At 71.6% G+C, this 22,020-nt stretch carries 19 protein-coding genes and 1 pseudogene; all 20 read right to left on the reverse strand.

The window, feature by feature from the left end:
- Positions 1-6 precede the first annotated feature (6 nt).
- Complete coding sequence (gene purF / locus RKE50_RS07945; protein ID WP_350035696.1) at positions 7-1,533, reverse strand: amidophosphoribosyltransferase; 1,527 nt, start codon at positions 1,531-1,533, stop codon at positions 7-9.
- 21 nt (positions 1,534-1,554) lie between these two features.
- Positions 1,555-2,085, reverse strand: coding sequence for a CvpA family protein (locus RKE50_RS07950; protein WP_350035697.1), 531 nt, complete (start codon positions 2,083-2,085; stop codon positions 1,555-1,557).
- 18 nt (positions 2,086-2,103) lie between these two features.
- Positions 2,104-2,730, reverse strand: a complete 627-nt coding sequence (locus tag RKE50_RS07955; RefSeq protein WP_350035698.1) for an SPOR domain-containing protein — start codon at positions 2,728-2,730, stop codon at positions 2,104-2,106.
- On the reverse strand, positions 2,723-4,006 hold the full coding sequence (locus RKE50_RS07960) for a bifunctional folylpolyglutamate synthase/dihydrofolate synthase (protein WP_350035699.1): 1,284 nt from the start codon (positions 4,004-4,006) through the stop codon (positions 2,723-2,725). Before RKE50_RS07960 ends, RKE50_RS07955 begins: the two co-directional genes overlap by 8 nt.
- Before the next feature lie 283 nt (positions 4,007-4,289).
- Positions 4,290-5,135: pseudogene (accD, locus tag RKE50_RS07965) on the reverse strand (acetyl-CoA carboxylase, carboxyltransferase subunit beta); the annotation flags it as partial.
- Between the two features lie 43 nt (positions 5,136-5,178).
- Entirely contained in the window at positions 5,179-6,003 is an 825-nt protein-coding gene (gene trpA / locus RKE50_RS07970) for a tryptophan synthase subunit alpha (protein ID WP_350035701.1), read from the reverse strand.
- A gap of 11 nt (positions 6,004-6,014) precedes the next feature.
- Positions 6,015-7,235 carry a tryptophan synthase subunit beta gene (trpB, locus tag RKE50_RS07975; protein ID WP_350035702.1) on the reverse strand — a complete coding sequence of 407 codons (1,221 nt, stop codon included), beginning with the start codon at positions 7,233-7,235 and terminating at the stop codon, positions 6,015-6,017.
- Entirely contained in the window at positions 7,232-7,984 is a 753-nt protein-coding gene (locus RKE50_RS07980) for a phosphoribosylanthranilate isomerase (protein WP_350035703.1), read from the reverse strand. Before RKE50_RS07980 ends, trpB begins: the two co-directional genes overlap by 4 nt.
- Complete coding sequence (gene truA, locus RKE50_RS07985; protein WP_350035705.1) at positions 7,981-8,820, reverse strand: tRNA pseudouridine(38-40) synthase TruA; 840 nt, start codon at positions 8,818-8,820, stop codon at positions 7,981-7,983. Before truA ends, RKE50_RS07980 begins: the two co-directional genes overlap by 4 nt.
- Entirely contained in the window at positions 8,813-11,251 is a 2,439-nt protein-coding gene (locus RKE50_RS07990) for a motility hub landmark protein FimV (protein WP_350035707.1), read from the reverse strand. Before RKE50_RS07990 ends, truA begins: the two co-directional genes overlap by 8 nt.
- A gap of 335 nt (positions 11,252-11,586) precedes the next feature.
- A complete protein-coding gene (locus RKE50_RS07995) occupies positions 11,587-12,612 on the reverse strand; it encodes an aspartate-semialdehyde dehydrogenase (protein ID WP_350035709.1) in 1,026 nt (341 codons plus the stop codon).
- Between the two features lie 41 nt (positions 12,613-12,653).
- Positions 12,654-13,751: a 3-isopropylmalate dehydrogenase gene (leuB, locus tag RKE50_RS08000; RefSeq protein ID WP_350035710.1), complete on the reverse strand. Its 1,098-nt coding sequence runs from the start codon at positions 13,749-13,751 to the stop codon at positions 12,654-12,656.
- Between the two features lies 1 nt (position 13,752).
- Positions 13,753-14,412, reverse strand: a complete 660-nt coding sequence (gene leuD, locus RKE50_RS08005) for a 3-isopropylmalate dehydratase small subunit (protein WP_350036494.1) — start codon at positions 14,410-14,412, stop codon at positions 13,753-13,755.
- Between the two features lie 7 nt (positions 14,413-14,419).
- Positions 14,420-15,847 (reverse strand): 3-isopropylmalate dehydratase large subunit, encoded by a 1,428-nt coding sequence (gene leuC, locus RKE50_RS08010; protein WP_350035711.1) that lies wholly within the window; start codon positions 15,845-15,847, stop codon positions 14,420-14,422.
- 104 nt (positions 15,848-15,951) lie between these two features.
- Positions 15,952-16,431, reverse strand: a complete 480-nt coding sequence (locus RKE50_RS08015; RefSeq protein WP_350035713.1) for a PaaI family thioesterase — start codon at positions 16,429-16,431, stop codon at positions 15,952-15,954.
- Between the two features lie 67 nt (positions 16,432-16,498).
- Entirely contained in the window at positions 16,499-16,963 is a 465-nt protein-coding gene (locus tag RKE50_RS08020) for a flavodoxin family protein (RefSeq protein WP_350035714.1), read from the reverse strand.
- A 255-nt stretch (positions 16,964-17,218) separates the two neighbouring features.
- On the reverse strand, positions 17,219-19,423 hold the full coding sequence (gene rlmKL, locus RKE50_RS08025) for a bifunctional 23S rRNA (guanine(2069)-N(7))-methyltransferase RlmK/23S rRNA (guanine(2445)-N(2))-methyltransferase RlmL (protein ID WP_350035715.1): 2,205 nt from the start codon (positions 19,421-19,423) through the stop codon (positions 17,219-17,221).
- A gap of 8 nt (positions 19,424-19,431) precedes the next feature.
- Positions 19,432-20,127: a helix-turn-helix domain-containing protein gene (locus tag RKE50_RS08030; RefSeq protein WP_350035717.1), complete on the reverse strand. Its 696-nt coding sequence runs from the start codon at positions 20,125-20,127 to the stop codon at positions 19,432-19,434.
- Positions 20,128-20,189: 62 nt separating this feature from the next.
- Positions 20,190-21,317: a hypothetical protein gene (locus RKE50_RS08035; RefSeq protein WP_350035719.1), complete on the reverse strand. Its 1,128-nt coding sequence runs from the start codon at positions 21,315-21,317 to the stop codon at positions 20,190-20,192.
- Positions 21,317-22,003 (reverse strand): hypothetical protein, encoded by a 687-nt coding sequence (locus RKE50_RS08040; RefSeq protein WP_350035720.1) that lies wholly within the window; start codon positions 22,001-22,003, stop codon positions 21,317-21,319. Before RKE50_RS08040 ends, RKE50_RS08035 begins: the two co-directional genes overlap by 1 nt.
- Positions 22,004-22,020 lie beyond the last annotated feature (17 nt).

Genomic DNA, 22,020 nt, shown 5'->3' on the forward strand with positions numbered 1-22,020 from the left:
TCTGCGCTAGCGGTCGTTGTAGATACCGACCACGGCACCGTGCGCCCGCTCGCGCGCGTCGCCGCGCGCCTTGGCGGCATCGTTGCGCGCGTCGCTCAGGTCTTTCAGGTAGCACTCGTCGACGTCGCCGGTGATGTAGGCGCCGTCGAAGACCGAGCAGTCGAAGCCGTCGACGGCCGGGTTGCCCTCCGCGGAGCAGTGGATGAGGTCGTCGAGGTCCTGGTAGATGAGGTAGTCGGCGCCGATGGCGCTGCAGATCTCCTCGACGCTGCGGCCGTGGGCGATGAGTTCCTCCGCCGCCGGCATGTCGATGCCGTACACGTTCGGGTAGCGCACCGGCGGCGCCGCGGAGGCGAGGTACACCCGCGCGGCGCCGGCATCCCGGGCCATCTGGATGATCTCGCGGGAGGTGGTGCCGCGGACGATGGAGTCGTCCACCAGCAGGACGTTCTTGCCCTCGAACTCCAGCCGGATCGGGTTCAGCTTCTGGCGCACCGATTTCTTGCGCTGGCTCTGCCCGGGCATGATGAAGGTGCGGCCGATGTAGCGGTTCTTCATGAAGCCCTCGCGGAACTTGAGCCCCAGGTCGTGGGCCAGGGACTGCCCCGCCGTGCGGCTCGTGTCCGGGATCGGGATGACCACGTCGATGTCGTGGTCCGGCCACTCGCGCAGGATCTTCCGCGCCAGCGTCGAGCCGGCGCGCATGCGCGTCTTGTACACGGAAATCTGGTCCATCATGCTGTCCGGCCGCGCGAAGTACACGTGCTCGAAGATGCACGGGCGCAGCTGCGGGTTGTCGGCGCACTGCCGGCGGTGCAGCTGGCCGACCGCATCGATGAACACCGCCTCGCCGGGGGCCACGTCGCCGGCGAGCGTGTAGCCGAGCACATCGAGGGCCACGCTCTCGGAAGCGACCATGTAGTCGCGGCCGCGCGGCCCGTCGCGGTAACCGTAGACCAGCGGGCGGATGCCGTTCGGGTCGCGGAAGGCGAGCAGGCCGTGGTTCACGATCACGGCCACCGCCGCGTAGCCGCCGCGGCAGCGCCGGTGCACGGCGCCGACCGCGGCGAAGATGTCCGCCGGCTGCGGCTGCAGCTTGCCCAGACGCTGCAGTTCGAAGGCGAGCACGTTGAGCAGCACTTCCGAGTCCGAATCGGTGTTCAGGTGCCGCAGCTCGCTGTCGAAGAGGGCCTGGGCCAGGTCCGCCGAGTTGGTCAGGTTGCCGTTGTGGGCCAGCGCGATGCCGTAGGGGGAGTTCACGTAGAACGGCTGCGCGAGCGCCGGCCCGGAGCTGCCGGCGGTCGGGTAACGGGTGTGGCCGACGCCGATGGCGCCGTCCAGGCGCGCCATGTGCTCCTGGCGGAACACGTCGCGCACCAGCCCCTCGCTCTTGCGCTGGTGAAAGCGCCCGCCGCTGCAGGTCATGATGCCCGCGGCGTCCTGCCCGCGGTGCTGCAGCACCGTCAGCGCGTCGTAGATATCCGGGGCGACGTCCACTGCGCCGCTGCCCACGATTCCCACCAGGCCACACATGGCTAAGGCTCCCGTATTCCGTCAGGTCGTCAGCGCGGGAAAGCGCCCCGCCCCGACCTCATCAAAGGCGCGCAGGCTCCAGTCCAGCAGCGGATCCAGGTACGGGACCAACTGCGCGCGATGCAGCCACTGCTGCTCCGCCGGCGGCACCAGCTGCCGCAGCAGGAAGAGCAGCACGATGACGATCAGCAACCCGCGCAGCATACCGAAGACACTGCCCAGGATGCGATCGAGGAGACCGAGCCCGGAGGCGCGCACCAGGCGCGCGAACAGGCGCGAAGCGAGCCCGGCGAGGAGCAGCACCGCCACGAAGACGAGCGTCCAGGCGACGATGTAGCGCCCCGTGGGGTTCTCGATCAGGTCCGCCAGCACGCTCGACAGCCGCGAGGCGAACAGGTTGGCGAGCACGAAGGCGAGGACCCAGCCCGCCAGGGACAGCGCCTCGCGGGAGAAACCGCGCCAGAGGCTGACCAGGGCGGACAGGGCGAAGATCACGACCACGAGCCAGTCGAAGCCGTTGAAGGCGGTGAGGTCCGGCCAGTGGTTCAGCATGCCACGCGCTCCCGCCGTTCAGGGCACATAGCGCGATACCAGGGATTTCACGCCGTAGCGGGCGTCGACGCGGGCCTTGATCGGCGAGAGCTGGGCGCGCTCGAACTTGGGGCCGACGTACACCCGGTAGAGGGTGCCGTTGTCCCGGCGCAGGGGCTCGTAGAAGGCTTTCTCGCCGTTGTCGATGAGCTCGTCGCGGAGCCTGCGCGCCTTCTCCACGCTGCTCACGGTGGCCACCTGCAGGACCCAGGCCACCGGCAGGCCGTCGTCGTCGAAGGCGGCCACCTCGGGCGCCTCGTCCCGGGTGGGATAGGGCTCATCGGCACTCGGCTGCGGTACCGGGGCGGGCTCCGCGGCCGCTTGCCCGGGGGATTCTTCCGCCGTGGCGCCTGCGGCGGGCTCGTTGCCGTCCGGGAGGGTGACGTCCGGCTGCCCGGCGGGGGCCTCCCGCGGCGGTGAACCGCGCAGCCCGGCGTCGCTCGGCGCGGGCAGGGGCTCGCGGCTCACGGACGGCGGCGGCGGCGCCATGACGCCCTCGCGAAGCCGCGCCTCTTCCGGGGGAACGAAGATGATCGGCCAGAAAACGATGCCCAGCGCCAGCAGGATCAGCGCGCCGACGAGGCGCTGTTTGAGGATGTTATCCACGGGCGCAGGCAGGCTCCTCGGTGGCGGGGTTCGCGAGCTGCGGCATTATACCCGCTACGGTAAAAAAGGACCCGAAGACCACGCCGCGCGCCCCCCCGGCGACCCGCGGCGCGAGCAGGCGCCAACCGGCCTCGAGGTCCGGCGCGCTCTGCACCGCGGCCACGCCGGCGGCGCCGGCCGCGGCGGCGAGGCGCGCCACCGGCGCCGCCCGGGCGTTCCCCGGCAGGCCGCAGACCACCAGGCTGGCGAGCTCCGGGGCGAGCGCGGCGAAGATACCGGCGAGGTCCTTGTCACCCATGATCGCGCAAAGTCCGTGGGTCGCCGCGGCCGGCGCCCGCCGGAGGGCGGCGGCGAGGCCGGCGGCCGCGTCGGGGTTGTGGGCGACGTCGAGCCACAGCTCGCCACTGCCCAGGGGCTGCCGCTCCCGGCGCCCGGGCACGACGAGGCCCTCGAGCGCGCGCACGGCGGCGCCCGGGGAGAGCGTGAGCAGTTCATCCACCGCGCACAGGGCGGCGGCCACATTGGCGGGCTCGAGGGCGTCGGGCAGCGGCACAGTGAAGCGCCGCCCGCGGGCGCTGGTCACGGCCAGTTCTCCGGCCGCGGCCGTCCAGGACCACTCCCGGCCCGCGCGCAGCGGACGTGCGCCCGCGGCGGCGAGCGCCGGTTCCAGGGTGCCGGGCGAGGCGCGCTCCGCCAGGACCACGGGCTGGTCGCGGCGGGCGATGCCGGCCTTCTCGATGGCGATCGCCTCCACCGTGTCGCCCAGCCACTCGCGGTGATCGAGGCCGATGCGCGTCACTACCGCCACGTCGGCGTCGAGGATATTGGTGGCGTCCAGGCGCCCGCCCAGGCCGACCTCGATCACGGCGAGATCCACCCGCTCCTCCCGGAACAGCCAGAGGGCGGCGAGCGTGGCGGTCTCGAAATAGCTCAGGCTGATGTCACCGCGGGCGGCCTCGATCGCCTCGAAGGCGCGCACGATCGCGCCGTCGTCCGCCGGCGTGCCGTCGAGGGCGATGCGTTCGTTGAAACGGAGCAGGTGCGGTGAGGTGTAGGCACCCACGCGGCGCCCGGCGGCCGCCGCGAGCGCCGCGGCGCAGTAGGTGACGGTGCCCTTGCCGTTGGTGCCGGCCACGGTGAGCACCGGGGCCGGAAAGGGGCGCAGGCCGAGCCGGTCGGCGACGGCACCGACGCGGCCGAGGCCGAGGTCGATCTCCCGCGGGTGACGCCGCTCGAGGCGCTCGAGCCAGCCGGCGAGGTCCGACGGCTCAGCCATCACCGCGCTTGGGCGTCTCCCCGTCTTTCTCTTCGCCGGCGTCTTCCCGGGCGTCGGTAGCTTCCGCCGAGCTGTCCGTGTCGTCCTCGGCGCTGGAGGCATCGGCGGCGGACTCGCTGCCGCCAGCTTCACCGTCGTCGCCGCCGGCGTCGACGGCACTGTCGTCGGCCGTCACCGCGGGGGCCGCGTCAGCGGCCAGGGCTGCGGCGGCGGCAGCCTCGGCGGCCGCGGCCGCCTCCGCCGCGGCCTCTTCCTCTGCCAGCCCCGGCTGGGGCTCGCCGAGGAACTTGGCGAGGAGCCGGGCGATCGTGTCGCGCAGGTCGCCGCGGTCGACGATCATGTCGATGGCGCCGTGCTCGAGGAGGAACTCGCTGCGCTGGAAGCCCTTGGGCAGCTTCTGGCGGATGGTCTGCTCGATGATGTTCGGGCCGGCGAAACCGGCGCGCGCGTCGGGCTCGGCGATGTTGAGGTCGCCGAGGAGCGCCAGCGATGCCGAGACACCGCCGTAGATCGGGTCCGTGAGCACGGAGATATAGGGTACGCCGGCACCGTGCAGGCGCTCGATGACCGCGCTGGTCTTGGCCATCTGCATGAGGGAAATGAGGGCCTCCTGCATGCGCGCACCGCCGGACGCCGAGAAGCACACCAGCGGAATCCGCTCCGCCAGGGCCTGCTGGGCGGCGCGGGTGAATTTCTCACCCACCGCGTAGCCCATGGAGCCGCCGTGGAAATTGAACTCGAAGGCCAGGGCGATCACCGGCTGGCCGTGCAGCGCGCCCTTCATGGCCACCAGCGCGTCGCGCTCGCCGGTGGACTTCTGGGCCCCCGCGAGACGATCCCGGTAGCGCTTCTTGTCGCGGAACTTGAGGCGGTCCACAGGCTCGATGTCGCCGAAGATCTCCTCCCGGCCGTCAACGTCAAGGAACAGGTCGAGACGGCGGCGCGCGCCGATGCGCATGTGGTGGCCGCACTTCGGGCACACCTGCTGGTTGCGCTCGAGGTCCGGGATATAGAGCACCGACTCGCACTTGATGCACTTCTTCCACAGCCCCTCGGGCACCGTCGCACGGCGCGTGCCCGCGTTGCTGCTCTTCACGCCGGAAGGCAGAATCTTGTCAATCCAGCTCATGGCTCCCCCTGTTGTCGGCGTGCATTATACGTTCCGCGACCGGTCAGGCCGCAACCGCCGCATCGATGCCACTGCGGATCTCCGCCACCAGCGCGACGACCCGCTCCCGCGCCGCCTCCGCGCTGAGCCCCTCCTCCATCGCGCGCGCATAGCAGTCGACCAGCGCGGAACCGACCACGACGCCATCGGCGCTGCCTGCCACCGCGGCCGCGGAGGCCGCGTCCTTGATGCCGAAGCCGACGCACAGCGGCAGCCCCGTGTGCCGGCGGATCGCCGCCAGGTGGCTGCCGACGTCCGCGACGTCGAGGTTGCCGGCACCGGTCACGCCCTTGAGCGAGACGTAATAGATGAAACCGCTGGCTTCCCGGGTAATGAGGTCGAGGCGCCCCTCCGGCGTGGTGGGGGCGACCAGGAAAATGTTGTCCATGCCCACGCGCTGGAGCTCCCGGTTCACCCGTGCCACTTCCTCCGGCGGGATGTCGACGGTCAGCAGGCCGTCGACGCCGGCCCCGGCGGCCGCGTCGGCAAACCCGGCATAGCCCATGTGCTCCACCGGGTTGGCGTAGCCCATGAGCAGCAGCGGCGTGTCCGGGTCGTCGCGGCGGAACTCGCGAACCATGTCGAGCACCGAGCGCAGGCGGGTACCCCGGGCCAGGGAGCGCTCGTGGGCGCGCTGGATCACCGGCCCCTCGGACATCGGGTCCGAGAACGGGACGCCGAGCTCGAGGACGTCGGCGCCGGCCGCCACCAGGGCGTGCAGCAGCGGCACGGTTGCCGCGGGGTCCGGGTCACCGGCGACCACGTAGGGCACGAGGGCCTTGCGCCCGCTGGCCGCGAGCTGCCGGAAACGCTCGGCGATACGACTCATGGCGCCTCCTTCTAGAGCTCGATTCCGTCGAGGCGCGCGACGGTCAGGATATCTTTGTCGCCCCGGCCGGAAAGATTGACCACGATGTGCTGGTCCGGCCGCATGGTCGCCGCGAGCTTCTCCGCGTAGGCCAGCGCGTGCGCCGTCTCCAGCGCCGGCATGATGCCCTCGGTGCGGGTCACGCGGTGGAAGCTGGCGAGCGCCTCGGTGTCGTCCACGGCCACGTAGTTCACCCGGCCGATGTCCTTGAGCCAGCTGTGCTCGGGGCCGACGCCCGGGTAATCGAGGCCCGCCGAGATGGAATGGGTCTCGATGATCTGGCCGTCGTCGTCCTGCATGAGGTAGGTGCGGTTGCCGTGCAGCACCCCCGGTGTCCCGGCGGAGAGCGGCGCGGCGTGGCGGCCGGAAGCGAGGCCGTCACCGCCCGCCTCGACCCCGTACATGGCGACACCCTCGTCGCGCAGGAAGGGGTGGAACAGGCCGATGGCGTTTGACCCGCCGCCCACGCAGGCGACCAGGGCGTCGGGCAGCTGCCCGGCCTGGGCGAGGCTCTGCGCCCGGGCCTCGCGGCCGATCACGCACTGGAAGTCGCGCACCAGCATCGGGTAGGGGTGCGGGCCGGCGACGGTGCCGATGATGTAAAAGGTGTCGTCGACATTGGTGACCCAGTCGCGCATGGCCTCGTTCATGGCGTCCTTCAGGGTCCGTGAACCGGAGGTCACCGGTACCACCGTGGCCCCGAGGAGCTTCATGCGGTACACGTTGAGCGACTGGCGCTCGACGTCCTCGGCGCCCATGAACACGTGGCACTCGAGGCCGAGGCGCGCCGCAATGGTAGCGCTGGCCACGCCGTGCTGGCCGGCGCCGGTCTCGGCGATGACCCGCGGCTTGCCCATGTGCTTGGCGAGGAGCGCCTGGCCCACGGTGTTGTTCACCTTGTGCGCGCCGGTGTGGTTGAGGTCCTCGCGCTTGAACCAGATGCGCGCGCCGCCGATCTCGTCGGAGAGGCGCCGCGCCTCGTACAGCGGCGAGGGCCGGCCGACGTAGTGGGCGAGGTCATCGTCCAGCTCGCGCTGGAAGGCCGGGTCCGCCGACAGCTCCCGGTAGACGCGGTCTAGGTCCGCCAGCGCGGCCATCAGCGTCTCGGACACGAAGCGGCCGCCGTAGTCGCCGAAGCGGCCGTCCGCGTCCGGTACCGTGCTCGTGAGTTGGGGGTCGAGCTTGATGGTCATTGGTTGCTCCCGCTTTGCCGCTTTCCCGTTGTCGCGCTTGTTTCTATGCCTCGGCGCCCGCTGTCCGCGTCGCCCACCGCGGCCACGAAGGCGGCGATGCGCTCGGCATCCTTGACGCCCGGCGCGGCCTCCACGCCGCCGCTGACGTCCACCGCCGCGGGGCGCACCCGGGCGATGGCATCGCCCACGTTCTCCGGCGTGAGCCCGCCGGCCAGCACCAGCCGCGACCGCAGTGCCGCCGGCGCGCGGCCCCAGTCGAAGGTCTCGCCGGTGCCGCCGGGCACCCCGGGCCGGTAGCTGTCCAGGAGGATGCCGCCGGCCGCGCCGTAGGCCGCCGCCGCGTCCTCTACCGCCAGCCCCGGCGCCATCCGCAGCGCCTTGAGAAACGGGCGCTCGAAGCGGGCACAGTCGGCCGGGCTCTCGTTGCCGTGGAACTGGATGAGCCCGACCGGTACCGCCGCCAGGACCTCGAGTACCAGAGCCTCCGGCGCGTCGACGAACAGCGCGACCACGGTCACCAGCGGCCCTGCCGCACGGGCGACGGCGGCCGCCTGTGCCGGCGTCACCGCCCGCGGACTGGCCGGGTGGAACACGAGACCGATGGCATCCACGCCGGCCGCCGCGGCTGCCGTTGCATCCTCCGGACGGGTGATGCCGCAGACCTTGATGCGTGTTCTCGTCACCGCCTTGCTGCCCGCCTGCTGGCCAAGGCGCGAATGATAGCAGAAGGCGCCGCGCGCCCGCCTCAACCCGGGAACAAAAACGGCCGCGGCGGCGTCGCCAGCGCAAACTGCGCCGGGTAGGTCACGGCCACCAGGTACAGGCCGTCGGGGGGCGCCGTCTCGGCTCCCCGGCGGCGGTCGCGGCAGGCGATCAGCTGCGCCAGCCAGTCCTCATCGCGATCGCCGGCACCGATGGCGAGGAGCGCGCCCGCGATATTGCGCACCATGTGGTGGAGAAACGCATTCGCGGTGATATCGAGGCAGACGAGCGGCCCGGCGCGGCTGACGCTGATCGCGTCCACCCGCCGCCAGGGTGTGCTCGATTGACAGCCCGCCGCGCGGAAGCTGCTGAAATCCTGTTCGCCGAGGAGCTGCTGCGCCGCAGCGTGCATGCGCCCCGCGTCGAGGCCGCCCCGCCGCCAGGTGACGAGGCCGCGATAGAGCGCCGGCGCCACGGCGGTGTCGGTGATGAGGTAGCGGTAGCGGCGCGCCGTCGCGCTGTGGCGGGCGTGAAAGTCCGCCGGGACGGCCTGCGCGTGCAGCACGCGAACGGTCCCGGGGAGATTGGCGTTGCTGCCGAGGACCCAGGCCTTGGGGCTCCGCCCCGTGGGATCGTCGAAGTGCACCCACTGGCCCGTCGCGTGCACCCCCGTGTCGGTACGGCCCGCGCAGTGCGTCCGCACCGGCGTCGCGGCCACGGCCGCGAGGGCGGCCTCGAGCGCATCCTGCACGCTGGCGGCATGGGGCTGGGACTGCCAGCCGCAGAAGGCGCGGCCATCGTACTCGACGAGCAGGGCCACCCGGGTGCCGGGTGGCTGCGGTGTGGCGGAGAAGCGATCGGTCGGCGCGGACGCGTCAGCCAAGGCCGTCCAGCAGGGTTTTCGCCTCTTGCTGCTGCTCGGCGTTGCCGCCCTCGGCAACCTCCTCGAGGATCGCGCGGGCGCCATCCTGGTCGCCCATGTCGAGGTAGGCGCGGGCCAGGTCCAGGCGGGTCGCCATCCGGTCCCCCTCCTCGGCGAACACCATCTCGTCGTCGCTGTCACTGCCGCCGGCCGTGCCTTCAGTAGTTTCTTCGCCGGCATCGTCACCGGCTGCTTCCTCGAGCGCGGTCGGCGCGCCGAAATCGGCGGCCTCGGCGGCGTCTACCGGGTCGGCGACCGGCTCGTCGAGCTCGAGGTCCAGGGGTTCCCCGGCCACCTCGACCGGCGGCTCCTCTTCGATATGCAGCCCGTCGAAGGCACCGAGCGTGTCCTCTTCGCCTTCGTCCAGGGCCGCCTCGTCCGCCGCATCGAACGCCGGCGCAGCCTGCGCGGGCTCGACCGGCGGGATGGGCGCCGGGGCCGGTTCGGGTTCGGGTTCGGGCTCCGGCTCGGGCTCGGGTTCCGGCGTGCTTGCTGCCGGCGCGCGCTTGCTGACCGAACCCGCGCCGCCGACGATGCGTTCGCCGCGGGCGACGGCCTCGGCGTCACCGTGTTCGCGCAGCGCGTCGAGCTGCTCGCTGGCCTTGGCGGCCTCGCCCATGTCGGCGTAAAGCTCGATGAGCTTCAGGCGGAAAGCGCTGTTCCCGGGCTCGCTGCGAATGGCCGTGGTGAGGAGCTCCGCGGCCTGCAGGTAACGCCCGTAGGCGATGTAGATGTCGGCCTCGGCGAGGGCATCCCCGCCGTCGGCATCGTCGATGTAATCGTCGTAGCGGCGCTCGCCGTAGCCGCGCTCGGCCACGTCGCGGCGCGCGGGCTCCCCGGCCTCCGCGGGCTCCTCGGCATCGGCGGAATCATCGATGCCGTCGCCGCGCAGGGTGACACCGGCGAACACATCACTGTCTTCTGCGGGAGCCGAGGTGGAAGCCGGCGCCGGCGCCTGCGGGCGTGCGGCCTCGGCCGGCGCCGGCGCGGCGCCACCGCGGGCGCGGCGCAGCCCGAGCACAGCCAGCAGGCCGAGCACCACCGCCCCGGCAATGCCGTAGATCCAGGGCATGAAACCGCCCGACGATGATGCGGCCGGCGCCTGCGCCGGTGCCGCGGCCCGGGCGCGGGCGGCGGCCGCGTCGGCCGCGGCGGCTTCGGCGCTGTCCCGCGCCTCGCGAAGGGCGGCCTCGAGGCGGGCGATCTCCTGGTCCTTGACCGAGACCGTGGCCTCCAGGGCATCGAGGCGCTCGGCCATGGCCGCGAGCTGGACGGCGAGTTCACCGTCCATCGCCGGGGGCGCTGCGGCCGGGGGCTCGGCTGCCCGGTCCGCCGGCGGCGGAGCGGACGGTGCCGGCGCGGGCGCTTCCGCAGCCGGAGCGCTACCCGCCCCGGCGTCCGCTGCGTCGCTGCGCTCGGAACCTGCCGACGCAACGCGATCGGTCTCTGCCGGGGCCGGGGCACTGGCGGCACCGTCGTCGGCGGAGATCCGCAGCGTCGCCGCCGCGGTCACGCCCGGCGTGCGGCCGCGGCCGGACTGCCAGGCGCGGTTCTGTGCCTGCACCTCCGCCAGCGCGTCCGCCAGGTCATCGGAACTGATATCGGCGGCGCTCGGCAGGTAGATGATGTAGCCCGCCTTGATGCGGTTGATGTTGCCGTCGATGAAGGCCTCGGGGTTGAGGCGCTGGATGTCCAGCATGGCCTGCTGCACGCTCGCCCCGTCCGGCCGCGCGCGGCTGGCGATCTGCCAGAGCGTCTCGTCGCGCTTGACCAGGTAACGGCTGCCGGCCTGCGGGCTGTCAGCCGTCGCCTCCGAGAAAGGGCGCCGTGGCATCTCCCCCGGGCCGAGGTCGCTGTCCAGCACCTGGACCCGGTCGCCGCTCTCGGCGGTCATCGCCCGTTCCTCGAGCTGCGCCTCTGCAGCCGCCGCCTCGCCCTCGGTCTCGGCGACGCGCTGGCTCGCCGACACCGTGAGGGTCTCTGCGCGGAACGCCGGCGGGTCGACGAGCACCGTGTACTCGCGCAGCAGCCGGCCGCTCGGCCAGCGCGCCTCGATGATCAGGTCGAGGAAGGGCTCGACCACCGGCTCCTGCGTGGACAGCCGGATCACCCCGCGGTTCGTTGCCGGGTCGACGCTGACGGTGAACTCGATGCTGGTCAGGAAATAATCGCGGTCGACGTCGAGGCGATCGAAATCCTCGACCGCCGCCAGGCGGATGCGAATATCGTCCGTGGTGAGATCGCGGGTGTCGAGGAGCGAGACCTCCGCGTCGAGCGGCTCGTTGAGAAATGAATTGAGCGTCATCTCGCCGAGACCGAGCGCTGCCGCCTGTCCCGCGTGCAACAGCCCCCCGGCAAGGAGCACAGCCGTTGCCTGAACCCGTTTAGCCATAGCGCTGCCTTGTTATGGTCCCAAACCCGCGGCGCTGCCGCGCCCCCTCTGGTGACATCAAAATGCCATGCATCCCAATGACTTGCAATGCATTATGCATTTTTTACTAAACGTCCTGCCGGGCCTCCTGCCCGGCCTGGTGCCCGGCGTCGCCCGGCGCACCCCCCGCTTCCCCTGCCGGGTGCGGGAGCTCCCCCTGTTCCGGGCCGCTTTCTGCAACCCCTGTGGCAACTGGCTTTCTACGCTTCACGAGCTGTTTACAACCCAGCTGCCGACTGCCTGCCAAGTATCTGCCAAGGGCCGCAGCCTAGGCAAGGCAGCGTGCGCGCGGCAGGTCAGGCCAGGTAGTCGCGGGCGAGGGCCTCGGCGATCTGCACGCTGTTGAGCGCAGCGCCCTTGCGGACATTGTCTGCCACGACCCAGAGGTCCAGGCCGCGGGGGTGCGAGATATCCTTGCGGATGCGGCTCACGAACACCGGGTCGTGGCCCGCCGCATCGCTCACCGCGGTGGCGTAGCCGCCGTCCTCGTGCTCGTCGAGCACCGTTACCCCGGGGGCGGCGCGCAGTAGCTCCCGCGCCGCGTCGGCGTCGATGGGGTCGCGCGTCTCGATGTGCACCGCCTCGGAGTGCCCGTAGAACACCGGCACCCGCACGCAGGTGGGGTTCACCAGGATCTCCGGGTCGTCGAAGATCTTCTGCGTCTCCCAGACCATCTTCATCTCTTCCCGGGTGTAACCGTTGTCCTGGAAGCTGTCGATGTGCGGCAGCGCGTTGAAGGCGATCTGCCGCGGGTACACGCTGCATTCCGCGGGCTGGCCGTTGAGCAGCCGCGCGGTCTGCCCGGCGAGTTCCTCGATCGCCTCCTTGCCTGTGCCGGAGACCGCCTGGTAGGTGGCGACGTTGATGCGGGTGATGCCCACGGCATCGTAGATCGGCTTCAGCGCCACCAGCATCTGGATCGTCGAGCAGTTCGGGTTCGCGATGATGTTGCGGTCGCTGTAGCGGGCCAGCGCTTCCGGGTTCACCTCCGGCACGACCAGCGGGATGTCCGGGTCGCGGCGGAAGTGGGAGGTGTTGTCGATGACCACGCAGCCGGCCTCGGCTGCCTTCGGCGCAAACTCCGCGGAGATCGAGCCGCCCGCGGAGAAGAGACCGATGGCGACCTTGCTGAAGTCGAACTCGGCGAGGTTCTGCACCGTCAGCCGGCGCTTGCCGAAGCTGACGCTCTTGCCGGCGGAACGCTCGCTGGCGAGGGCGTACACCTCGCCCACCGGGAACTCACGCTGGGCGAGAATCTCCAGCATCGTCTCGCCCACGGCGCCGGTGGCGCCGACCACCGCTACATCAAACTGCTTCGCCATTGTTCCCTCCTGTCCTGCTTGCCTGCATCTTGCGTGTCTGTTTACCGGCCCGCGAGCGCGGCGACCACGGCGTCACCCATGACGGCCGTGGACACCGGCTCCCGCCCCGCGGGGCAGATGTCTGCCGTGCGCAGGCCGTCGTCGAGCACCCGCCCCACCGCCGCCTCGATGGCCTCGGCTGCCGCCGGCTCGTCCAGCGTGTAGCGCAGCATCATGGCCACCGACAGGATCGTCGCCAGCGGGTTGGCCACGCCCCGGCCGGAGATATCCGGCGCCGAGCCGTGGCAGGGCTCGTAGAGGCCCCGTCCCGCGGCGTCCAGGGAAGCCGACGGCAGCATGCCGATGGACCCGGTGAGCATCGCGGCCGCATCGGACAGGATGTCACCGAACAGGTTGCCGGTCACCATCACGTCGAACTGCTTCGGTGCCATGACCAGCTGCATGGCGGCGTTGTCGACGTACAGGTGCGACAGCGTGACCTCCGGGAACTCCTTGCCGACGCGCTCGACGACCTCGCGCCAGAGCACCGTGACTTCCAGCACGTTGGCCTTGTCGACGGAACAGAGCCGCCCGCCGCGCTGCGCCGCCAGCCGGAACGCCAGCCGGGCGATGCGCTCGATTTCCGACTCGCGGTAGACGTAGGTGTTGAAGCCCTCGCGCTCCCCGGAGTCCAGGGTACGGATGCCGCGCGGCTCACCGAAGTAGATGCCGCCGGTAAGCTCGCGCACGATGAGCAGGTCCAGGCCTGCGACCACCTCCGGTTTCAGGCTGGAGGCCTCGGCGAGCTGCGGGTAGAGAATGGCCGGGCGCAGGTTGCCGAAGAGCTCGAGCTCGGCGCGGATGCGCAGCAACCCCTTCTCCGGGCGCAGGGCGCGGTCGACCCCGTCCCACTCCGGGCCGCCGACGGCACCGAGAAGAATGGCGTCGGCCTCCCGGGCGCGGGCCAGGGTCTGTGCCGGCAGCGGGTCGCCGCAGGCGTCATAGGCGGCGCCGCCGATAAGGGCATGCTCCAGCGTCAGCCCCAGCTCGAACTGGCGGTCGACGGCCGTGAGCACCTTCTCGGCCTCGGCCATGATCTCGGGACCGATGTGATCCCCGGGCAGGACCAGGATGCGGCGCCCGTTCTTCTCCGTCGCCATGTCAGGACGCCGGGCGGTCGAAACCAGCGAAGAGCCAGGGCGACTGCTCGCGCCAGCGCGCCTCGTAGGCGCGGATCGCGTCGGCACTCTTCAGCGTGATGCCGATGTCGTCGAGGCCCTCGAGGAGCCGCTCCTTGCGGTAACCGTCCACGTCGAAGGACCACTCGCTGCCATCCGGCGCGACCACGCGCTGAGCCCGCAGGTCCACGGTGAGCGTGTAGCCCTCGTTGCCGTAGAGCGCAGTGAACAGCGCATCGACCACGTCCGCCGGCAGCACCACCGGCAGGATGCCGTTCTTGAAACAGTTGTTGTAGAAGATGTCGGCAAAGCTGGGCGCGACGATACAGCGGAAGCCGTAGTCCGCGAGCGCCCAGGGCGCATGCTCACGGCTGGAGCCGCAGCCGAAGTTCTCCCGCGCGAGCAGGATGCTGGCGCCCTGGTAGCGCTGGAAGTTGAGTGGAAAGTCGGGGTTCACGGGCCGCCCGCTACAGTCCTGCCCCGGCTCACCCTCGTCGAGGTAGCGCAGGTTGTCGAACAGGTTCGGCCCGAAGCCGGTGCGCTTGATCGACTTCAGGAACTGCTTCGGGATGATCAGGTCCGTGTCGACGTTGGCGCGGTCCATGGGCGCGACGAGGCCCTCGTGGACGGTGAGCTTCTGCATCATGGTCTCAGGCCTCCGTGAGTTCGCGAACGTCGATGAAATGGCCGGCGATCGCGGCCGCGGCGGCCATGGCGGGGCTGACCAGGTGGGTGCGGCCGCCGGCGCCCTGGCGCCCCTCGAAGTTGCGGTTCGAGGTCGAGGCGCAGTGCTCGCCCGGGCCGAGCTTGTCGGCATTCATGGCCAGGCACATGGAGCAGCCCGGCTCGCGCCATTCCATGCCGGCGTCGAGGAAGATGCGGTCCAGCCCCTCGGCTTCCGCCTGCCGCTTGACCTCGCCGGAGCCCGGCACCACCAGCGCCTGCTTCACGCTCCCGGCCACGCGGCGGCCCTTGACCACCGCGGCCGCGGCGCGCAGGTCCTCGATGCGCGAATTGGTGCAGGAGCCGATGAAGACCCGGTCCGGCCGGATGTCGCGGATCGGCGTGCCCGCCGCCAGGCCCATGTACTCGAGGGCGCGGCGCGCCGCCTCGGCGCGGGTGGGGCTGTCCATGCTGTCCGGGTCCGGGACCACGCCGTCCACCGGGGCGACCATTTCCGGGGAGGTGCCCCAGGTCACCTGCGGCTTCACGTCCTCCGCGCGCAGCTCCACCACCCGGTTGAAGACCGCGTCGGCATCGGAGTGCAGGTCGCGCCAGGCGGCCACGGCCTTGTCCCAGAGTTCGCCGGTGGGGGCGTAGGGGCGGCCGCGGACGTACTCGATGGTGGTGTCGTCGACGGCGATGAGGCCGACGCGGGCGCCCGCCTCGATGGACATGTTGCACAGGGTCATGCGCCCTTCCATGCTCAGCGCCTCGATCGCCTCGCCGGCGTACTCGATGGCGAAGCCGGTGCCGCCGGCGGTGCCGATCTGGCCGATGATGGCGAGGGCGAGATCCTTGGCGGTCACGCCCTCGCTCAGGCGCCCGCTCACGCGCACCTGCAGGTTCTTCATCTTCTGCGCCAGCAGGCACTGCGTGGCGAGCACGTGCTCGACCTCCGAAGTGCCGATGCCGTGCGCGAGGGCGGCGAGCGCGCCGTGCGTCGAGGTGTGGGAATCGCCGCAGACCAGGGTCACGCCGGGGAGCGTGATGCCCTGCTCCGGGCCGACGACGTGGACGATGCCCTGGCGCACGTCGTTGATGGGAATCTCTACGATATCGAACTCGGCGCAGTTCTCGTCCAGCGTCTGCACCTGCAGCCGCGACACCGGGTCGAGGATGCCGGCGACACCGCCTTCACGCTCCGCGCTGTCGGTGGGCACGTTGTGGTCCGGCACCGCGATGTTGGCGTCGCGGCGCCAGGGCCGGCGGCCCGCGAGGCGCAGACCTTCGAAGGCCTGCGGAGAGGTCACCTCGTGCGTGAGGTGGCGGTCGATGTAGATCAGCGCGGATCCGTCATCCCGCTCCTCGACGAGGTGACTGTGCCAGAGCTTGTCATAGAGCGTCATTCCAGCCATGGAGTCACCGTTTCAGTCATGGATCCCCGTGCCGCGGGGCGAGGTGCCGGGGCCGGGCCCCGGTCTGGCAGGGCGGGAAGCCTACCGCGACAGCGCCGGGAACGCTACTCCCCGCCGGCGAGACGGCGCAGGGCGGCATCGCCCGCGCCGTCCTTCCACATGCCGTCGTGATCCGGCAGGTAGAAGGTGCCGCTGTAGCGCAGCACGGGCTTGTCGCCGTCCTCGATCACCCCGGCGCAGAAGCCGAAGCGGCGCTTGACCTCCACCAGGTGCGTGCGCGTCTGCAGCCAGTGGCCGAAGCGCCCCGGCGAGACAAAATCGAAACCCAGGTTGATGGTCGGCAGGCCGGCGGGTTTGGGCAGGCGGATGTTGATGCTGGTGGCCGCGGCGATATCGGCGAGCGTCATCAGGCAGCCGCCGTGGCAGATGCCCATGAGGTTGGCGTGCTGCTCGAGCACCACCAGGCCGAAGTTCACGGCGTCGCCGTCGACGCGGCGGTAGAACGGCTGCAGGCTGTCGCTGTAGCCGAGCCCCTCGCCCAGCTGTTCGAAGCCTTCCGGTACCGATGCCAGTTCGTCGCTCACGTGTGCTCCCGTTGCCAATGCGTGAAGTCGCCGGGCGCCGCGTCCCCGGGGGGAGCCGCGGGGCGCGCTAGAACAGCCCGAGCGCGAGCCCCGTGGCCAGCGCCTCGCCGAGCTCCTCGGCCCGGGCGAGGTCCCCGGGGCCCGGCAGGCCGCGGATTATCAGAGGCTCCGTTGCCGGTGTAAAGGGAATGCCCTTGAGCATGCGCTCGATGTCGCCCACCGCGTTGCGGCCGTCGTTGCCCGCCGACACGAGCACCGCGGCCGGCAGCACGAGATCGCGGTCGATGCTCGGGTAGAACACGCGGTCGAGGAACTGCTTGGCACCGCCGGCGAGGCGCCCGGCGTTCTCGGCGGCGACCAGCAGCAGCCCGCTGGCGGCCGCGACCTCGACACTGCCGAGGTCCTCGCAGCGCCCCGCGCTCACCGCGGCCCCGTCGGCGCGGCCGGCGCCGGCGAGCGCCGCGGCGGCCAGCCGGGCGCAGGTGCCGCTCTGGCTGTGCCAGGCAATCAGCAGCTGCGGCGCCGCCGTCACTGTGGATAACTCTGGGGGCAGACCCGCTGCCCCGGTGCCGCCCGGCCGGGGCGCACGCTTTCTCCCAGCGGCATCACCACCAGCATATCCCGGTACTTATTCCTAATTAACAACTGGTTATGAAATCTTCTAGAGAAAGTACACGAAGTGAAGCCGGCAACCGGCGGGACGCGGGGAAGGCGGGAGGCATCTGTGGATAAACAATCTGTCAAGTGAGCATATCCTTACGCGCCTCATCCCGTGCGGTTTGGCGCCCTACCCCGCATCCGGCGGACGCTGGAAGCGGAAACAGTGGTGCACATTCGGCCGCCGCGCAAAATCCGGGTCGAGGGTATCGGCGGTGATGTCCTCGCAGCCCGGCAGGCCGGCGAACTCGGGGTCGAGGCGGAAACGGCGCCGGTTGTTCGAGAAGTACAGCACCCCGCCCGGGCGCAGGCAACCCAGCGCGGCCTCTACCAGGGCACGGTGGTCCCGCTGCAGGTCGAAACTTGAGTCCATGGCCGCGCTGTTGGAGAAGGACGGCGGGTCGAGCAGCACCAGGTCCCAGGCCGGCTCCGCCTCGGCCAGCCAGGCCAGCACGTCGGCCCGCACGAGCCGGTGCCGGCCCTCGGCCAGGCCGTTCTCGGCGAGGTTGCGCCGCAGCCAGCCGAGGTAGGTGTTGGAGAGATCGACGCTGGTCGTGCTCCGGGCCCCGCCGAGCGCCGCGTGCACCGTGGCGCTGCCCGTGTAGCAGAACAGGTTGAGGAAGTCGCGGCCCTTCGCCTCCCTGCCGAGGCGCAGGCGCAGCGGCCGGTGGTCCAGGAAGAGCCCCGTGTCGAGGTAGTCGTGGAGGTTCACGAGCAGGCTCGCCGGACCTTCCCACACGGGAAAGAACTCGCCGCGGTCGCCCTGGCGGCGGTACTGCTCGCTGCCGCGCTGGCGTTCCCGGGTCTTGTAGACGATGTGCGCCGCCGGCACGCCGAGCGCGTCCGGCAGCGCCGCGCGCACGTCCTCGAGGCGCCGCGCCGCGGCCGCCGGGTCCACCCCCTTCGGCGCGGCGTACTCCGCCACCTGCACGCGGTCGCCGTAGCAGTCCACGGCCACCGCGTACTCGGGCATGTCCGCGTCGTAGACGCGATAGGCGGTGATGCCCTCGCGCCGGCGCCAGCTGCGCAGGCGCTTCTCGTTCTTGCGCACGCGGTTGGCGAACATCGTGGCGCCCTCCCCCAGGGACGGCCCCTCCTCCGCCGGCGCAGGCGGCGCCTTCGCGGCGGGGGCGGCGGCCCGGGCCGGCGCCGCCGGGTTCCAGCGGTTGTCCGCGGAGAGGTCGAACAGCAGCAGGGTCACGGGCAGCGCCCCGTTGTAGAGCGCGTACTGGCGGTGGCTGCGCAGGCCCGTGGCCCGGCCGAGCTCGCTGTCACCGGTGAGCACCGCCGCCTGCCAGCCGGCGAACTCCTCGTGCAGCACGCGGCCCAGGCGCCCATACAAATGGGGCAGGCTGTCCCGGTCGCCGAGCCGCTCGCCGTAGGGCGGGTTGCAGACCACGAGCCCCTCCGGCAGCGGCCGGTGCGTCGGCCGCTTCACCTCGGCCAGGGCCTTGCAGCTGACCCGCACCACCTTGCCGAGGCCGAGGCGCCCGATCGCTTCCTGGGCAGCGCTGATCACGCGCGGGTCGGCATCGTAGCCGCGGATCTCGGGCAGGGGACCGTCGGCGGCGCGCTCGGCGCGCAGGCGGGCATCGCCGAGCACGGCGCGCCACTGCGTCTCGTCGTGGCCGCGCCAGCCGCCGAAGCCCCAGTGCCGGCGCTCGAGCCCCGGCGCCCGGTCCAGGGCCATGAGCGCCCCCTCGATGAGCAGCGTGCCCGAGCCGCACATGGGATCGATCAGCGCCCCGCCGCGCGCCGCCAGGGTCGGCCAGCCGGCACGCAGGAGCACCGCGGCCGCGAGGTTCTCCTTCAGCGGCGCGGCGCCGCTGCGCTGGCGGTAGCCGCGCTGGTGCAGGCTGCCCCCGATCAGGTCAAGGGCCGCGTGGGCACGGTCATGGCGCAGCTGCACGCTGATGCGCAGGTCCGGGCGCTCGAGGTCCACCGCGGGCCGCGCCAGGCCCGCCTCGAGGCAGCGGTCGACGATGGCGTCCTTGCTGCGCTGGGCGCCGAAGCGGCTGTGGCGGATGGCATCGTTCTGGCCGTGGAAATCGATGGCGATGCTCGCGCCGGGGGCGATGAGCGCCGGCCAGTCGATGCCGCGCAGGCCGCGGTAGAGGGCGTCGCCGTCCACCGCGGAAAACTCGCCGAGCGGCAGCAGCAGCCGGTTGGCGAGGCGGCTCCACAGGCAGGCCCGGTAGAACACCGCGCGCGGCCCGCGGAAGCTGACCGCGCTGCCCTGCTCGCGGGCGCCCTCGGCGCCGAGCGCCGTCAGCTCCTCGACCAGCAGCGGCGCAACGCCGCGCGGGCAGACCGCCAGCCAGGTTTCCCGTTCCATGGCTGCGCTCAGTCGCCGCTGCGTTTGCCGGTGCCCCGGCGTGTGGTCGCGGGTCGCTTTTTACGCCTTGGCGCCGGCTTTTTCCGCACAGGCTTCCAGGCGGCCTTTTCCCGCGCCATGACGTCGGCCACAAGGTGCGTGGAGCTGTCCATGTAATCGATGAAGCGGGCGAACTCGTCGTCGCTGAGCTCGCGCAGGAAATCGTGCTGGCGGTAGAGGTTGATGAAGCGGCGCTCGCGCTCGAACTGCTTCGGCAGCGCCATCACGCCCCAGTCTTCCAGGGCCCGCTCGAGCTGCGGGTTGTAGGTGCGCAGGAAACGGATCAGGAACGGTACCGGGTCGTGCCGGGCGAGCAGCGAGGCGGCCCGGAGCACGTGCTCGATGGGCAGGATCTTCTCGCCCCGCTCGACATCCGCGAGGAGTTCCGGATCCGCAAGGCCCAGGTCCTCTGACAGTTCGCGCAGCGAGAGGCCGGCGGTCTGCCGCAGGTCGCGGAGCAGGTGCCCGGCCTCGGCCATGGCCTCGTGCCGCTCCGGCGAGAGGGACAGGGCGAGGGCGTTGCGCAGCCAGGTCTCGCCGAACATGGCGCCGAGGGTGCCGGTGGCGACGGCGAGGTCCATGGTGCCCCCGGCTACCTGCCCGGTGAGGCGCTTTAGCGCGTCGAGCAGCGATTCCTGGGGCGTCTTGTCGTCGGCGTTGGCCATGGGGGGCAGCATAACCGCTTATGGCGCTCGCCTGAACTTCCGGCGCGGGCGGCCGGGGGCGCTCAGGGCATCCCGCCGGACTCCAGGGCGAAGATGCGCTGCAGGATCCGGCGCCACTCGTCGTACTGCGTGGCCAGGGAACCGCTCAGGCGATAGACCCGGTCGTCGACGTCGATGACCGTTTCCGTGACCTCGTTGTCGAAGCCCTCGGCGAGCTCCTCGAGGTCCTGCTCGTGCATCTTCACGCGCCGGAACCGGCCGTAGGTCTGCTGCATGGCGGCGTAGGTCCCGCGGCGCGCATTGATCTCGCGCTCCCCCGCCCGGGCGAGGTAGTCGGTCTCGTAGCGCGCCAGCTCGTGCGCGTACTGGCGCCAGAGGTGATAGGTGGGCGCGAAGCGCTCGACCAGGTCGGCGTACTGCTCGTCCGCCGCGTCGATGAACAGGTATTCCTGGTTGCGCAGGCGCTGCACGCGCGCGAGCATCGGGTCGCCGGGCGCCGGCGCCCGGCGCAGTTCCCGCCGCCCGTCGTCGCCGGTGGCCAGGTAGTCAGCGAACACGCCCGGGGCCAGTGCCTCTGCGTAGCGCAGCAGGGCGACGGTGGGCAGGCGAGTCACGGACCGGGCGCGCTGCGCCTCGGCCAGGTCGTTGGCAACCCGGCGGTACAGGTCGCCGAAGGGGTCCGTCCCCGGCGCGACCGGGTAGTCGGAAGCCGCGGCAATGTCGCGGTACTCGCGGTCCAGCCAGACTTCACCCCGGGCATCGACCGCGCGCACGGCGAGCACGAGGTCCACACCATCGGAATGCACGATGCGGCCACTGAGCGACAGGGCGGCCGTCGCACTCGACCGCGGCGCCACGCGGACCACGCCCCAGCGTCCGCTCTCCACCAGCGCCTCGCGCAGCCGGAGTGGCATGTAGAACGCCTCGGCCTTGCGCACGGCGGCGAAGACCGGCTCGTCGCCGGGGGTCGCCGCCGCCTCGGCCAGGCCGGTGTCGAAGACCTCGATGATGACGTCCAGGGCCGTCGCCGGCGGCGTGCCGGAACGCTCGAGGGTCACGGCACCGACCGCCGGCGGCCAGGCGTCGGCGGGGTCCGCCTGCGCGGGCTTCGCCCGCTCGGGCGCGCCGGCACAGGCGGCCAGGACCAGGCCGGCCAGGCCGAGGACGGCAAGGCGCAGCAGCGGGCGCATCAGGACCCCCCCTCCGTGGTGCACACGCGGCCGCGGCTGAGCGTCTCCTCGCAGCGGTAGCCGCGGCTGCCGGGCTCGTAGCGGTCGTAGATGCGGCGCACCGTGAACGGCGCGCTGACCTGGTCCGAGAACACGGTGGTGACAATGCCGAGCTGCTCCCCGGAGCCCGACAGCGCCACCCGGTGGCGGATGGACAGGCCCTCGGGCAGGCTGATGACGAAGACCAGCTGCTGGCCGTCCCAGCGGCAGCTCTCCCGGCCGACGCCGAGGTCGTCGATACGCCCGGGATCGCGCAGGAAGTCGCAGCTGAGGGCGAAGTTGCCCTCGCGGTCGATGCGGATGCGCGTGCGGCCCTGGTCCACTTCGAGCAGCTGCGACGAGGTGATCAGCTCGGCCATGCGCGCCAGGCCCACCACCGACGGCGCGCTGTCGGTACCGCTGCCACCGAGCACCAGGCCACCGCGCTCGCTCTGCAGGTTGGAGGCGCGGGCGCTGCGTCGCTGCAGCTCACGCACCAGGGTCGTGAGCCGGGACTGGATATTGTCGCTCTGCCCGTAGTTCAGCTCCCAGTGGCCGCTGAAATCGACCGGGTCCGGCTCCCGCGGCGGCGCGGTGAGGGTCGGGTCCGACGCGCAGGCCAGCAGGCACAGCAGCGGGACGAGGCTGACGAGAGCTTGGCGGATCACTGCGTGGGCTGCTCCGT

The sequence above is a fragment of the Pseudohaliea sp. genome (assembly GCF_040217025.1).
In the GTDB taxonomy this organism is placed as follows: Bacteria; Pseudomonadota; Gammaproteobacteria; order Pseudomonadales; family Halieaceae; genus Pseudohaliea.